This is a genomic window from Dyella sp. C11, from assembly GCF_003121485.1.
Classification (GTDB): Bacteria; Pseudomonadota; Gammaproteobacteria; order Xanthomonadales; family Rhodanobacteraceae; genus Dyella.
The window spans coordinates 36,814-51,328 of sequence record NZ_QAVX01000013.1 but is presented as its reverse complement, the minus strand read 5'-3'; the positions used below and the strand labels follow the sequence as shown (position 1 = coordinate 51,328).

Here is a 14,515-nt window from a genome sequence, read left to right as displayed (position 1 = left end):
CCACTCAGGTGGTTACTGCCTGATGGACGCCCGTATGTCATGCCACTAATGAGTGAGTCGCCCTCGCTCCGCTTGGGGATGTCGGACATGCGCGGCGCGTCTACGCTGATCACATGCAGCGTCTTTTTTCCATGTTTCCTGTCGGCCTGCCAGGCATCGGCCTGTTGTGCCTGCGCCTCACGGCGGCGTTCGCGTTGTGCCTGGCAACGCAGTCCGCACGCTCTCGGTTTCCGGCGATGGCCTGGTTGCTGGAGGCGCTCTGCTTCTCATTGATCATCGGATTGGCCACGCCGGTGATTGCAGCTTGCTGCGCCCTGGCGGGTGCGTATGCCTTGATCCACAGCGGTGGCGCAGCGTGGTCGTGCGCGGGCATTTCCATTCCGGTGGCCTTGGCGCTCGCCCTGCTTGGGCCGGGCGCGTACTCCGCCGACGCACGACTGTTCGGCCGCAAGAGTGTCGTGCTCAACGACCCCGAGGCATCCAGCGGACGCAGAGAGCCGCCGTAATCCCGCCAGCAGGCAGTGCCGCCGCACCCAATCAACCACCTTCAGCAAGGCAGGAGCCGCCATGAAACGCACAACCCTAGGCTTGATGGCAGGAACGGTGTTGATGACAGCCATGCTGGCCGGCGTCGCCTTCGCCGTGTCGACGCAGGACAAGTACGCCTTGAAGGTTCCGGGCGGCCTCGCCTTCTCTGAATTCAAGGGCTATGAGAGTTGGCAGGTGGTCTCCGTCAGTGAGGACGGTGGCCTGCTTGCCGTGGTGGTGGCCAACCCCACCATGATCGAAGCCTTCCGCTCGGGCATTCCCGGCAATGGCAAACCGTTCCCCGACGGCTCCAGGATGGCCAAGGTGCATTGGGACACCAAGAAGCTTGAAACCTTCCCCGCTGCCACCGTGCCCGCCACGCAGCACGACGTCGACTTCATGGTGAAGGACAGCAAGCGGTTTGCGGACAGCGGCGGCTGGGGCTACGCCGTGTTCGATCGCGACAAGGCTTCCGACACATTCTCGCCCGGCACGCAGGCCAGCAACCCGCCCCAAGGAAACGATGCGCAGTGCGGTTACGCCTGCCACACCATCGTGAAGGGACGCGACTACGTTTTTACCGAATTCGCCAAGCGGTAACCGGTGGCGTACACGCCAGCGCCGTTACGGCATGCATTGCCCTTTTCTCGCCTTCCTATCGGAGACCTGCTCATGCACGTTACATCCAAGTTCTCGGCTCGCGGCCTGTTGCGCACGGCACTGGGCGTTGCGCTGACCCTTCCGCTGGGATTGTCGGCGCTTCCGGCACCGGCAGATCCCTGGGGCTCCCTCAAGCATGTGCACGCAGGCGTGCTCGACGTGGCCTACGCGGAGATGGGCCCCGCCAATGGTCCCGTAGTGATCCTGCTGCACGGCTGGCCGTATGACATCCATAGCTACGAGAAGGTGGCTCCGGCGCTGGCAGCGAAGGGGTATCGCGTGCTCGTTCCCTATGCACGCGGCTACGGCGACACCCATTTCCTTTCGGCGAACACGATGCGCAACGCCGAACCGGCCGCACTTGCGCAGGACGTCGTCGACTTCATGGATGCACTGCATGTGCAACGTGCCGTGTTCGGAGGTTTCGACTGGGGTGCGCGTTCGGCCGACATCGTGGCGGCGTTGTGGCCTGAGCGCGTCAAGGCGCTTGTCAGCGTAAGCGGCTACCTGATCGGCACGCAGGCAGCCGGCCAGGCGCCACTGCCACCCAAGGCCGAGTACCAGTGGTGGTATCAGTTCTATTTCGCGACCGAGCGTGGCCAGCAGGGCTACGAAAAGAATCATCGTGATTTTGCCAAGCTGATCTGGCAGCTGGCATCACCCAAGTGGAATTTCGACGACGCCACGTTCGATCGCAGCGCCGCGGCCTTCGACAACCCGGACCATGTCGCCATCACCATCCACAACTATCGCTGGCGGCTTGATCTTGCCAAGGGCGAGGACCGCTACGCGCCACTGGAAGCGCGCCTTGCGCAGCTTCCGCCGATCACCGTGCCAACCATCACCATGGAAGGCGATGCCAACGGCGCACCGCATCCGGCACCGGAGGCGTATGCCAAGCAGTTCACTGGCAAGTACGAATTCCGCCTGATCAGTGGCGGCATCGGCCACAACCTGCCGCAGGAAGCACCGGAAGCGTTTACCAAGGCTGTCATCGACGCGAACCACCTTTGAACGGGTGCCCATCCATGAGCCAGGCGTGTGTCGCTCTGATTGCGGTCACGGGTGTAGCCGTGGCTATGGGCTCCATGGCATTCGCCGCACAGGCGAACAACCAGGCTCCTGTGTCACCGATCTATGGCGTCACGCTGCCGCAGGGTTATCGGGAATGGACGGTGATCGCACCGGCACAGGAAGCCGCCCCGCTCGATGAACTGCGCGTGGTGGTCGGCAATGCCGTCGCGGTGAAGGCCTATCGCGACGGCACGCTGCCGTTTCCGGACGGCGCAGTGCTGGTCAAGCTGGCCTGGAAGCGCGTGCCGTCCTCCGAGTTTGCGCCGGCATCCATTCCCGGCGCCGCCACCACGGTGCAGGTGATGGTCAAGGATTCTCACCGATACGCCAGCACCGGCGGCTGGGGTTTCGGCCGGTTTATCAACGGCACGCCAGCCGACGAAGCACAGCACCGCACCTGCCATGCCTGCCATCAGTCCGCCGTGAAAGATCACGACCTGGTTTTCACGCGCTACGCACCGTAAACCCCGCACGAGGAGATTCGGCGATGACACAACGCTGGTTGATCACCGGCTGCTCGCGCGGCCTGGGCCGTGCACTGGCCGAAGCTGTATTGCAGGCGGGGCATTGCCTGGTGGCGACCGCTCGCGATCCGTCGCAACTGGACGACCTTGTACGCCAGCACGGCGATCGAGTTCGCGCCGTACCGCTCGATGTCGTCGACGCCATGGAGGCAGCGGAAGCCATCCAAACCGCTGTGGACGCCTTCGGTGGGCTCGATGTACTCGTCAACAATGCCGGCTACGGCAACATCAATGCGATTGAAGACACCAGCATCGAGGAATTCCGGCAGCAGATCGACACCAATCTGTTCGGCACGATCATCGTCACCAAGGCCGCCATTTCGCTCATGCGAGAACAACGCAGCGGGCACATCATCCAGTTTTCGTCGGTCGGCGGGCGCGTGGGTGCACCGGGTCGCGCGCCCTATTCCGCAGCGAAATGGGCGGTGGAGGGTTTCTCCGAAGTACTGGCCCGCGAGATGGTGCTTGTTGGCGTGAAAGTCACGGTGATCGAGCCAGGTGGCTTTCGCACGGATTTTGCCGGCGCCTCGACCGTCCTTGAGGAAGGCCGCGTCGAGTACGACGCCGTCGTGGGCGCTGCAGCGCGCATGCAACGCGATTACAACGGACGCCAGCCTGGCGATCCTGAACGCGCAGCGCAAGTCGTACTGAAAGTGGCCGCCATGGAACAACCGCCACTACGTTTGGCCTTGGGCAGCGATGCGGTGGCAGCCATCGGTCACGCGGACCGTGCGCGCCTGGCCGAACTCGAACGCTGGCGCGAGCTGAGCATCTCTACAGATTTCCCCGTCTAGCGGCGCGCTGCGCATGCGCAGCGTTCCATTGTCGACAGCCCTTCCCCACCCAAAAACCAAGGAGAGATGAAATGAGGAAAGCCCTGGCCGCTTTCATGTTCGGCATGACGGCGATGCTGGCCATGAACGCATCCGCGCAGTCACCGGATGCCGTCATGTCAAAACCGTCCACCAAGCCCTTCATCGTGCTCGTGCACGGCGCCTTCGCCGATGCATCCAGCTGGAATGGCGTAGCAAAAATCCTGCAGAAGGACGGCTACTTTGTCATCGCCGCCGCCAATCCCTTGCGCGGCGCCAAGAGTGATGGCGCCTACATCGGCAGTCTGGTCGGAGACCTCAAAGGTCCGGTGGTGCTGGTGGGGCATTCGTACGGCGGCAACGTGATTACGGAGGCGGCCAATTGGCACGCCAACGTGAAGGCGCTGGTGTACGTCAGTGCGTTCGCACCCGAGACGGGCGAGACGCTGGGCGAGCTGACGGGCAAATTCCCCGGCAGCACGCTGGGCCAGGCGCTGGCGCCGCCGGCCGATCTCGCCGATGGCGGGAAGGACCTTTATATCGTCCAGAACAAGTTCCACGCGCAGTTCGCGGCTGACGTGCCCGCCGCCGATGCCGCCTTGATGGCCATCACGCAGCGACCGTTGTCGCAGTCGGCTCTCGATGAAAAGGCCGGCGCCGCCGCCTGGAAGAACCTGCCCTCCTGGTGGGTCTACGGCGACGCGGACAAGAACATCCCGCCGGCAGCCATGGCCTTCATGGCCAAGCGCGCAGCCGCCAAGGATGTTGTTGTGGTCAAGGGCGCTTCGCACGTCGTCATGGTCTCGCACCCGGACGTGGTGGCGCGCATGATCGAGAAGGCTGCCACTGCTAAATAAGTGGGCGGCTATAGCCGCCCTTTCGTTCCAACCTGCTGCCCTGGTGATACCAAGGCAGCAGGGCGCTGACGCTGTCAGCAGTGCCGATCATCCGCTCGGTACCGCCTAGTTCGCTCCGACCTGGCTATTGGCACGAATCGTTGCTTCATTGATCGCACGCACCTGCGACTCAACCACTTTCTCGACCTTGCGATCGTAGGTGTACAGGCCGTTGTGCTCCCCTTCGACGTCGGTGATCTGCGTGTACACGCTGCCCGACATGCCGACAGCGGGCCCCTTGTCGCGCAGCACGGCGGTGTTGGCCACGTAGCCGGCGTTCAGGGCGTCGCGATCCTTGACGGCGCCATACGGGTTGATGGGCGTGTTAGGCCAGACGTGACCGGGAACGCCCAGGGTCAGTCCGCCATGCTCGCCATCCATCGAAGCGCGTTCCGCATCGGGGCTGGGCAAACCCGGGCCCTGGTAGTCATGGATGTCATAGACATCGCCAGCATGCGGATCACCCTTGGTATCGCAGCAGTTGGCGCCGCTGCGTGCGTCAACGATGCGCGAGGGGTCCTGCTGCTTGATCTGCGCGGCAAGCTCGGCGGCGGCGGGAATGCTCCACTGGCCCCAGCCTTCGTTGAATGGAATCCAGCCGATGATCGAGGTCACCCCCGAAAGCTGACCGACAATGGACGTCACATCCGCGCGGAACGTGGCCTTGTCGGCATCACTGAGCTTGTCGTTGTGGCCGTTCGGCAAGGCAGGCATGTCTTGCCACACCATCAGGCCAATACGGTCTGCCCAGTAGTACCAGCGCGCCGGCTCCACCTTGATGTGCTTGCGGATGGTGTTGAAGCCCAGATCCTTGGTTTTCTGGATGTCGAACTTCAGGGCTTCATCGGTGGGTGCCGTGTAGATGCCGTCTGGCCAGTAGCCCTGGTCCAGCGTGGCCAGCAGGAAAGTTGGCTTGTTGTTCAGCACGATGCGATTGCGGCCGTTCACCTTCTTGATGGCCACGGTGCGCAAGCCGGCATAACTGGTGACCTCATCGCTCTGCTTGCCTTGCGTGAGCGTCGCCTTGAACGTGTACAGGAAGGGGTCCTGTGGACTCCACGGATGCGGATGCGCGATAGCCAGGCGCAGCGGTTTGCCGGGCGCGCCCTTGGCCTCGCCGACCGGCTTGCCGTCTGCATAGGCTGTCACTTGCAGCGTGGCGCCATCGTCCGAACCATCCGTCCTCGAGGTAACGGTGAAGGCATCCAGGCTCTGCGTCGGAGTGAAATTCAACTGCGCAAGGCTGCTCGCAGGCACAGGCTCCAGCCACACCGTCTGCCAGATGCCCGATGCCGCCGTGTAGAAACTGCCGTCCGGCTTCAATCGCTGCTTGCCGACCATCACATTGGCGCCATCCACCGGCGCATGCACGGCAACCACGATTTCCTGTGCGCCGCTCGCCCGCAACGCGGAGGTGATGTCGGTACTGAAAGACGTATAGCCGCCCGTATGATTGACCACCTGTTTGCCGTTGACGTACACGGTGGCGTCCTGGCCTACCCCGCCAAAGTTCAGCCGCACATGCTGGCCGTGCGCTGTGAAGTCAGCCGGAACGTCCACCATTCGACGGTAGAACATGAAGTCGGCGTGCTTCTGCACACCCGACAGCACCGACTCGATCGGGTAAGGCACCAACACCTGGTCCTTCAACACCTGACCGAACGGCGGCGCACCCTTCCCGTCACTCGACGCGAATTGCCACAGCCCGTTAAGGCTCATCCATCGCGGATGCTCCAGCGACGGGCGTGCCAACTGCGGGCGCGGGTATTCGGGCAACGCGTTGCCGGGTGACACCTCGCTGGTCCATGGCGTCGACAGGGGCGCCTCCTTGCCGTTCCATGTCGTCGACGGATCGGAAGCCATTGCTGCCGACGCGAAGCCCATGGTGATGAACGCACTCACCAGGGTGCTGTAACCGACCGCCCTACGCCTTGCTGTCATCACTTTTCCTTTTCGAACGAGTTGACGCTTGCTGCTTTACGGCGTTGCCAGGATTACTGCTTGACGGCCGACATCGACGGCGGCGCATCGTGCGGGCTTGCACCCCAGGCCTTGTTCGGCTCCGGCCCCATGGTGAGCACCAGCGTGGCACCGTTGGCAATGTCCGCATGACTGAACCAGGGCTTGGTCCAAGGCTTGCCGTTGAGCGTGGCGGACTGGATGTACATGTTCTGTGCGGAATTGTTGCGCGCAACAATCTCGAACGTCTTGCCGTTGTCCATGTGCAGCTGGACGCGATCAAACAGTGGGCTGCCGATGATGTAGTCGGGACTGGACGGATCGACGGGATAGAAACCCATCGCGCTCAGCGTGTACCACGACGAGGTCGAACCCTGGTCGTCCATGCCGGGGTAGCCGTAGCCCGTCGCATCGCTGCCGTACATGTCGGAAAGAATGCGGCGTGTCAGTGCCTGGGTCTTCCAGGGCTGGCCACTCCAGGCGTAGAGGTAAGCTGCCTGCTGATCGGGTTGATTGCCCTGCACGTACTGGCCGATCAAGCCGGTGCAGTCGCGACAGATGCCCTTGGCCGTATACGGCGTGGAGAAGAACGCATCGAGCTTGGCGTTGAACGCATCGCGCCCGCCAAGCAGATCGGCCAGACCCTGCACATCGTGCGGAACAAGCCATAGCGTGGACCAGCCCGATGCTTCCTTCATCATGAAGTTGTAGTACGGCTCGCCCGGATCGAAGGGTGAAATCCATTTCCCGTCTTCCGTGCGCCCGCGAACGAATCCCACGGAAGGATCGAACACGTTGCGGTAGTTCGCCGCGCGGTGCAGGAACATCTGCGCATCGTCCGTCTTGCCCAGTCGCTGAGCCACGTCGGCCAGCGCGTGGTCGTCCCACGCGTATTCCAGCGTGGTGGCGGCGCCCGCCTTTCCACCGGCATACGGCGGACTGGGATTGCCGGTCGGCACGATGTCGGAAATCCAGCCGTTCTTCATGTATTCGGCGAGATAGCCACGCGGGCCCTTCGGATCGGTCGCGTTCTTGCGCAGGTACACGTAGGCGGCGGCATAGTCGAACGGAATGCCGCGTTGCCATGCACCGTCGTAGAGAAACACGGCATGGTCGCCGTGGAACGAGGTATCCATGTAGCCGCGCTCACGTGCGCGGTCCAGCTCGGAACGCATGATGTCCTGCACCACGCGCGGCTCCAGCAGCATCAGCAAGGTGATCTGGTTGCGGCCGGTGTCCCAGAACGGCACCGGACCGTAGCGATCATAGTTGGCGACCTGCACCTTGCCGTCTTCACCGGTGTAGTGATCGCCCTTGCGCGCGACCAGTCGCGGACTGGCGAAGGAATGGTAGAGCGTGGAATAGAACAGCATGCGTTGCTTCGGCGTGCCGCCGGTGACTTGAACACGGTCGAACAGCTTCGCCCAGGCAGCGCGCGCCTGTGCGTGCACGCGGTCGAAATTGCCGTCGGGATCTTCGTCGTGAAGACGCTGTTCGGCCTCCGCGGCACTGTGGCCGTGGGCGATCTTCACCAGCACCTGGTCGCCCTGCTTCGTGTCGAACGTGACGTAAGCACCGGCGTAGCTGCCGGATATGGCGCGTCGATTGCCCTGCACGTCCGCATCGCCAATCCCGTAGCCTTCATGCTCGTGGTCCGCACGGAAGGTGCCAAAGCTGGCAAACGGACGCGAGAACTCGGCAACGAACCACGGGCCCTCTGAATCGCTATCCGGGCGGCCGCCGGTGGCGACACCACGAACAGTGCGATCGCCAACCACTTCGACATCGCCGCCAGGGCGGCGCAGGTTGATCACCACGTTCGAACGATGACTGGATGGAAAGGTGAAGCGCATCAGACTGGTGCGCTGCGTTGCCGTCAGCTCGGCGCGCGTATGGAACGTGGCGAGATCCACGGCGTAATAGCCCGGTGATGCTTTCTCGCTCGCCTTGTCGTAGTACGACTCCGTGTAGTTGGGCGGCACGGTCCAGTCGCCCACCACCGGCATGATCATGGGCGCCGCGCGCCCACCGTACGTCGAGCCGCCACCCGTGAAGCCGATCATCGTCGGATTGCTGTAGTAGTACGACATGGCAACGCCCGCGGGATAACTGAGATCCACATTGACGTTGACGGGAGTCGCCTCGGTGGCGCTCTGCGGCAGGCTCGCACCCGGCGACGTCATGCCCGAATACAGCGGCTCGCCCGGCGGAGGCGAGTTGCCGATCAGCTCCTGGCGATCCAGTGGCGCAGTGCCCACGAGCGGGTTGGCTTCATCGACGGACGATGTCGACGTTGATGCATGGTCGTCCTTGGCATAGCACGCGCCGATGCTTGCGGTGGCGCACATCGCCAGCAGGAGCAACCTGCCGGTACGTCGATTGAAAACAAACGAAGCGCGACGCTGAAGGCGTGCGAGAGGCGAATTCATGGATCGTTTCCCGTGCGGAATGAAGGCGCGGCCGCCGGATCGCGGACGCCCATCGGCCTCCTCGCCAGGAACGGCCAGGAGATGAGCAAAAGGACCTCGGTTGTGGGGCCGGGCTAGTGCCCGGCCCCAGCCTTCCTTAGCCACCGTCTCCGAACTTGTACGTCAGACCCACGTAGTACTGGCGACCGGCGTATTCCAGCTGATACAGGCGAGCCGTGGTGTCGCTGCCCAGATACTCGCGCGGCGTCGAACGGGTCAGGTTGATCACCGAAGCGGTCACCATGAAGTGCTTGGTGAACTCGTAGTCGCCGTTCAAGTCGATCTGGTTGTACGGCGACGTGTAGATCGGCAGGCCGGACGACAGGCCCTGCATGGTGCGGCCCGTCCAGTTGCTGGTCGCGCGCAGCAGCAGGCCGTTCTTTTCATAGAACAGCGAGATGTTGGCGGCGTACTTGGCGCTACCGATCAGCTCCGACTTGCCCACCTGCGTATCGCCCAGCGAGACCGGCGTTTCGTTGGTCTTGTTGAGCGTGTAGTTGGCGATGTAGCCAAAGCCCATGTCGAAGGTGTGCTGCGTGTACAGCTCCACGCCCTTGGACGTACCGGAACGGCCGTTGGCATTGGTGCTGTACTGCATGAACTCCGTCGGCGTGCCATTCACGTCTACCGTCATGTTGTTGACGGTCACCGGCACCACGAAGTTCTTCACCTTCTTCTGGAACAAGTCCACGCCCACCACGGACTCCGGCGCGTAGTACCACTCGGTGGCCAGATCGAACTGCGTGGCGGTAAACGGCTTCAGGTCCGGGTTGGCACCGCTGCCGTACCAGCCCGGCAGCGGTGCGCCGAACTGCTTGCGGTCGTCGTAGTAGGCCTGCGTGTTGTTGGTCAGGCTGCCCAGCTGCGCCAGATCGGTGTAGTTCGCACGAGCCATGGCCTGCGAACCGGCCGCACGCATCACGAAGTCGTCAGCAAACGTCCATGCGATGTTGAAGCTCGGCAGCAGCTTGTTGTAGCGCGTGGAAGTGGACGCGTTGGAGAACGTCTGGATCACCGACTGCTCGCGCGGCAGGTACTGGAAGTCGCCCGGTGCGCAGGCGCCGCCCGCCACGTTCTGACCCGATGCCGGGCAGATCAGGATGTTGCCGCCTGCATCGTGGTAGTACACCGCGTTGTTGGTGGTGATCTCGTCGGCCACCGTCAGATCCTGCTTGGTGCTGACAAAGCGGAGGCCGAAGTTGCCGCGCAGCGAATCCGTGGCGAAATTGGCCTGCGCGTAGATGGCCGAGATCTGCTCCTGGATCGACGACTTGTCTTCCGGATGGTTGAACAGCACCCGGTCGTAGGTGTTGTTGAGATAGTTGTAGTACGCCGGGAAATTGATCGCCGGGAAGACATTGTCGCTGTAGGCCGGGTTGCTCGAATCCAGATAGCCGGACTGCAGGAAGCCCGCCGGCAACTGGCCTGCATTGGGATCGCAGGTCTGGAACTGCAGCTGCGTGCCCTTGCAGTACCAGCGCAGCTCGTTGTTCTGCTGCTCGGCATGGTTGTCGCGGTACTTGGCGCCGAACTGCAGCGACTGCACCCAGCTATTGTCGAAGGCCCAGGTGAAATCCGCCTGCGCGAAGTTCTGCGAGGTGCTGGTGTTGACCATGTTCGAACCCGTCGAACCCAGGTCGACCTGGCCTTCACCGGCCAGCATGTTCTGCAGCACGCTAGGCGAAGCGTTGATGGTCGGCTTGCCGTTGAGGGTCCATGACGCGCCGTCGCTGCCATCCACCCACTGGCCGTTGACGAAGTTGCGCGGCTTGGCGGCCATGCTCAGCTCAACCGAGGGACCGCCGGTGGCCCAAGTCCGACCAACATTGAACGTGCCACTGAGGTTGCCGCCGTTATCCCATTCGCCTTCCAGGTTGATGGTCTGCGAGGTCGCCTTTTCCACCGAGTAGTTGCCGGTGACCCACGGAATTTCCGTGGAGCACACGTCGACCGGCTGACGCGCTGCGCCGGTTACCGGATTGGTCAGCGAGTTACAGCCGGTGCCCGCCGCCGGCAGCACGTAGTTCGCGCCCGTGACAACCGTGTGCGAGGGATCGAACGTCAGGCCATTGGGTGCCAGCAACCTGCCCTGCTGGTTGGCGTAGGTATCGGTAGGCAGGCCCCACTCGGGCACTTCCAGCGTGTTGGTGATCTGGGTCTGCTGGCGCTCAAAGCGGAAGTAGTTGCCCGTCATCAGGAAGTGATCGGAGGGCTTGAACTGCATGGTCAGCTGCGCAGCCTTGTTCGTCAGGTCCAGCTGATTGCGGCTGGTGGCGAACTGCTGCGGCATCCAGTAACCGGAATAGCTCTTGCCCGACTGGTCGGTGACACCACCGCCCGGCCACAGCGCGAGGTTCGGTGCGACGTCCGCACCGTACTGATGACCATGCACGTCGGTCGGCGGAGCGGTACAGGTGGAGTAGTCGGTGCAATCGTTGGACCACCAATGCCAGCTCGAGGCGTTGGACTGGTAATCCACGTCGCGGCGCTTCTGGTAAGAACCGGCCACGAGCACGCCGAAGGTTTCGTCCTTGTTCTTCCACGAATACAGACCCGAGCCCTGCGGCGTGGTCTTGCTGCTGTTGTCCGAACCTGCCGCATTGAGGGAAACGAAACCGTCGTTCGCCTTCATTTCCAGCGGACGGCGTGTGCGCAGATCCACATTGCCGCCGATGCCGCCTTCGTCCAGGCGCGCCTCAAGGCTCTTGTAGAGCTTGATGTCCGAGAACATGTTGGCGGGCATCAGCGTGTAGTTGAACGAACGCGACAGCCCGGCCGACGTATCGGCAGAGGCCACGTAGTTGCCGTTCAACTCGGTCAGCGTCAGTTCCGGCGCAAGGCCGCGGATGCTCACCGTCTTGCCTTCGCCGGATTCGCGCGTAATGACCACGCCCGGCACATGCGCCAGTGCGTCGGCGATGTTCTTCGCGGGGAACTGCGCAATGTTCTGCGCATTGATCACCTCCACGATGGAGTTGGAGTCGCGCTTGTCCTGCATGTTCTGGTCAACCGACTGGCGGAAGCTCGTGACCACCACCGCATCAAGTGTCTTGGCGTCCTCGCCCTTCTCCTTGTCGGTTTTCTTGTCGTCTTTCTTTGCCGTGCCGTCGGAAGACGGAGCCGGAGCTTGCGCCTGCGGCGATGCAGCCGGAGCGGCGGCAGGCGCAGCGGACTGCGCAAAAGCCGTTGCGGGTGTGCCCAGATAGCTGCCCAACGACAACGTCGCCATGGTGAGTGCGACGTACAACGGCTTGCGCGTAAAAAGGTATGGCCGGTAATTCATTGTCTCTCCCCGTACACAAATGCGCCCTTGAAAGGAGTCGGCGCGGTGATCCCCCGTTTGATCACTGCAAATGCGCGATTTATTGCGACATGCGTTCTCCTTCCCTCGAAATTGAATCGATCTAAAACAGCGGCGAAAAAAACGACGTCCGGCTTTTCAGCGAGAAGCTTCAAAGCCCTGTTGCGCTGATGCGAAGGCTTGGGTGTGGCGGCCTAGAGCGGCATGTCGCCGTTGGGCTCGGTGCGCCGGGCGCCGGCTGGTTCCATGGCGTCGCCATGTCGACAGCGTGGACGGAAAGACGGCAAGGCACGGAAACGCGTGGCCGATCCTCGGCCACTGGCTACTGTGCCTGCGTGCGCGCTGATGGCACGCAACGATGTCACGACGGAAATACGGGCGGTATTTGGTGCCATGTGACGGTATCTCGCTCCCTCAATCGTCTGGTGGGTAGCAAGAAACAAGGCCGCATGACATGCATGCGCCCGATCCCTCACCCTCCCGGCCAAGCCCAAGTCGCTCAGATCCTCCGCTCCCACGGAACTGCCTGAATCATTGACAACTTGGATCGATCCAATCCCCTGTGGAGCGCATTAAGACGCCGAACGCGCAAGCTGTCACGCTGCGCCGCAAAAACGCGGCGCAGGGTCGTTGGATTTCACGTTATTTCCACGAACGAACGCCGGGACCAAAGCGCCTGAACGCAGCGCCATGTCGCCATTCGCCACGCATGAAGACCTACTCAAGCGTCTGGCAAACCTTGAACAACAGTTCGCGAACCCAGCGATGCCCACGATCGCGATGCGTCCGCTCATGCCAGGCGGCTGTCTTGGTGAAACCGGGTATGTCGAGCGGTGGATCGAACACGGCCAGGCCTTTGGTGCCTCTTACCAGTCGCTCGGGAACCACGGCGACCAGATCGCTGTGGGCAAGGATGCGGGGCAGCACAAGAAAGCTGGTCACGGACAATGTCACACGACGCGCGTGCCCCAGTGCTGCCAACGCATCGTCAGTGACGCCGCGGAAGCTGCCTCCGGTGTAGGACACCAAGGCATGATCGAGTGCGCAGAAGCGCTTCATCGAAAGACGCCGTGCCCCAGCGTCGGGATGGTTGTGCCGCATGACGCACACGTATCGCTCATCGAACAGCCGACGCGCATGCAGATCCGGCGGCGTGCTTTCAGGCGTGACCAGCGCCAGATGAATGTCGCCGCGTTCGAGTTGAACATGCAGCCGAGGATCCTGCACCGGCACTACCGCCACACGAATGCCCGGGGCCAGACGCCGCAGCTCGGCAAGAAAAGGCGTTACCACTACCTGCAAGGCGTAGTCGGTCGCTGCCACGTTGAGCGCCATGTCCGCCTTCGCCGGATCGAACGCTGCGGGCTGCAACAGCGTTTCGACGTCGCCGAGAATCTGCTTGATGGGGCCAGCCAACTCCAGTGCGCGCAGCGTTGGCGCGATACCGCGCTGCGTGCGCACAAACAAGGGATCGCCAAAGGTCTCGCGCAGCCGCGTGAGCATGCCGCTCACGGCAGGCTGTGTCAGCGACAGTCGCTGCGCGGCCCGGGTGACGTTCCGCTCGTCGAGCAAGGCATCCAGCGCCTTGAGAAGATTGAGGTCGATTCCCCTGATATCAGTAGCCATGATGTCTAAGATCACAGAACGCGATTGGACTTATTTCATGGTAACGCCCATGGTGTAAGGGTTCCAGCTGGACGAACGCGCCCAGCCCTACTCTTCCTAGGTGTTCTCATGAATGACATTTTCTGGCCTGAAGGCTACGTGCCAGGCTTCGCGGACAACTTCTGTTCCAATGAAGTGATCGTTGCCGGCCTTGCCGCCGAAGACGTGTGGCCGTTGCTTAGCGTGCCCTCGGCATGGCCGAGGTACTACGCCAATGCCGCCAACGTTCGCTTCTACGACCAGGCGGGTCCGGCGCTCGCAGAGGGCGCGCGCTTCTATTTCGAAACGTTCGGCTTTCCCGTTGAATCGCAGTGCGTCGAATTCGTGCCGCCCACCGAAGATAAGCCGGGACGCGTGGCGTGGCATGGCTGGGCGGGCGACGGCGATACGCGCCTGGATGTCCATCACGCATGGCTGGTGGAAAACCTCGATCGCGGACGCGTGCGCATCCTTACCCAGGAAACGCAGAACGGAAAGCCTGCGCAGACGTTGGCGCGCACCAAGCCCAACCCGATGATCAACGGCCATCAGGACTGGCTTGACGGCCTGGTCGATGCGGCTCGCAAGGCCCGCGCATAACTTCGTCGCACCCAACCTTCCTTCGTACGCCACACCAGGTTTTCTGGCG

11 protein-coding genes are annotated in these 14,515 nt (G+C 62.6%); 7 read left to right on the top strand and 4 right to left on the bottom strand.

What is annotated here, in order from left to right:
• The first annotated feature begins 113 nt into the window (after positions 1-113).
• The 6 genes from DK366_RS13195 to DK366_RS13170 all read left to right on the top strand — a co-directional run bounded on the left by DK366_RS13195 (position 114) and on the right by DK366_RS13170 (position 4,455).
• Positions 114-506, top strand: coding sequence for a hypothetical protein (locus tag DK366_RS13195; RefSeq protein ID WP_109126023.1), 393 nt, complete (start codon positions 114-116; stop codon positions 504-506).
• Between the two features lie 61 nt (positions 507-567).
• Entirely contained in the window at positions 568-1,128 is a 561-nt protein-coding gene (locus tag DK366_RS13190) for a cytochrome P460 family protein (protein WP_109126022.1), read from the top strand.
• A gap of 72 nt (positions 1,129-1,200) precedes the next feature.
• A complete protein-coding gene (locus DK366_RS13185; RefSeq protein WP_109126021.1) occupies positions 1,201-2,202 on the top strand; it encodes an alpha/beta hydrolase in 1,002 nt (333 codons plus the stop codon).
• A gap of 14 nt (positions 2,203-2,216) precedes the next feature.
• Complete coding sequence (locus DK366_RS13180; protein ID WP_109126020.1) at positions 2,217-2,726, top strand: cytochrome P460 family protein; 510 nt, start codon at positions 2,217-2,219, stop codon at positions 2,724-2,726.
• 23 nt (positions 2,727-2,749) lie between these two features.
• Complete coding sequence (locus DK366_RS13175) at positions 2,750-3,580, top strand: oxidoreductase (RefSeq protein WP_109126019.1); 831 nt, start codon at positions 2,750-2,752, stop codon at positions 3,578-3,580.
• Positions 3,581-3,651: 71 nt separating this feature from the next.
• The gene (locus DK366_RS13170) at positions 3,652-4,455 is read left to right on the top strand and encodes an alpha/beta hydrolase (protein ID WP_109126018.1); all 804 of its coding nucleotides are present in this window, start codon (positions 3,652-3,654) and stop codon (positions 4,453-4,455) included.
• 105 nt (positions 4,456-4,560) lie between these two features.
• Here the strand turns inward: DK366_RS13170 and DK366_RS13165 are convergent, their stop codons facing one another.
• The 4 genes from DK366_RS13165 to DK366_RS13150 all read right to left on the bottom strand — a co-directional run bounded on the left by DK366_RS13165 (position 4,561) and on the right by DK366_RS13150 (position 13,848).
• Positions 4,561-6,435 (bottom strand): sugar-binding domain-containing protein, encoded by a 1,875-nt coding sequence (locus DK366_RS13165; RefSeq protein ID WP_198651545.1) that lies wholly within the window; start codon positions 6,433-6,435, stop codon positions 4,561-4,563.
• A gap of 53 nt (positions 6,436-6,488) precedes the next feature.
• Positions 6,489-8,882 (bottom strand): GH92 family glycosyl hydrolase, encoded by a 2,394-nt coding sequence (locus tag DK366_RS13160; RefSeq protein WP_109126017.1) that lies wholly within the window; start codon positions 8,880-8,882, stop codon positions 6,489-6,491.
• 136 nt (positions 8,883-9,018) lie between these two features.
• Positions 9,019-12,204, bottom strand: a complete 3,186-nt coding sequence (locus DK366_RS13155) for a TonB-dependent receptor (RefSeq protein ID WP_109126016.1) — start codon at positions 12,202-12,204, stop codon at positions 9,019-9,021.
• A 735-nt stretch (positions 12,205-12,939) separates the two neighbouring features.
• Complete coding sequence (locus DK366_RS13150) at positions 12,940-13,848, bottom strand: LysR family transcriptional regulator (RefSeq protein WP_109126015.1); 909 nt, start codon at positions 13,846-13,848, stop codon at positions 12,940-12,942.
• A 108-nt stretch (positions 13,849-13,956) separates the two neighbouring features.
• Between DK366_RS13150 and DK366_RS13145 the strand changes: the two genes are divergently transcribed.
• Positions 13,957-14,466 (top strand): polyketide cyclase, encoded by a 510-nt coding sequence (locus tag DK366_RS13145; protein WP_109126014.1) that lies wholly within the window; start codon positions 13,957-13,959, stop codon positions 14,464-14,466.
• Positions 14,467-14,515 lie beyond the last annotated feature (49 nt).

Excerpts from the sequence above, each read along its gene's own strand:
- DK366_RS13195 (WP_109126023.1), top strand. The coding sequence starts at position 114 with ATGCAGCGTCTTTTTTCCATGTTTCCTGTCGGCCTGCCAGGCATCGGC.
- DK366_RS13190 (WP_109126022.1), top strand. The coding sequence starts at position 568 with ATGAAACGCACAACCCTAGGCTTGATGGCAGGAACGGTGTTGATGACA.
- DK366_RS13185 (WP_109126021.1), top strand. The coding sequence starts at position 1,201 with ATGCACGTTACATCCAAGTTCTCGGCTCGCGGCCTGTTGCGCACGGCA.
- DK366_RS13180 (WP_109126020.1), top strand. The coding sequence starts at position 2,217 with ATGAGCCAGGCGTGTGTCGCTCTGATTGCGGTCACGGGTGTAGCCGTG.
- DK366_RS13175 (WP_109126019.1), top strand. The coding sequence starts at position 2,750 with ATGACACAACGCTGGTTGATCACCGGCTGCTCGCGCGGCCTGGGCCGT.
- DK366_RS13170 (WP_109126018.1), top strand. The coding sequence starts at position 3,652 with ATGAGGAAAGCCCTGGCCGCTTTCATGTTCGGCATGACGGCGATGCTG.
- DK366_RS13165 (WP_198651545.1), bottom strand. The coding sequence starts at position 6,435 with ATGACAGCAAGGCGTAGGGCGGTCGGTTACAGCACCCTGGTGAGTGCG.
- DK366_RS13160 (WP_109126017.1), bottom strand. The coding sequence starts at position 8,882 with ATGAATTCGCCTCTCGCACGCCTTCAGCGTCGCGCTTCGTTTGTTTTC.
- DK366_RS13155 (WP_109126016.1), bottom strand. The coding sequence starts at position 12,204 with ATGAATTACCGGCCATACCTTTTTACGCGCAAGCCGTTGTACGTCGCA.
- DK366_RS13150 (WP_109126015.1), bottom strand. The coding sequence starts at position 13,848 with ATGGCTACTGATATCAGGGGAATCGACCTCAATCTTCTCAAGGCGCTG.
- DK366_RS13145 (WP_109126014.1), top strand. The coding sequence starts at position 13,957 with ATGAATGACATTTTCTGGCCTGAAGGCTACGTGCCAGGCTTCGCGGAC.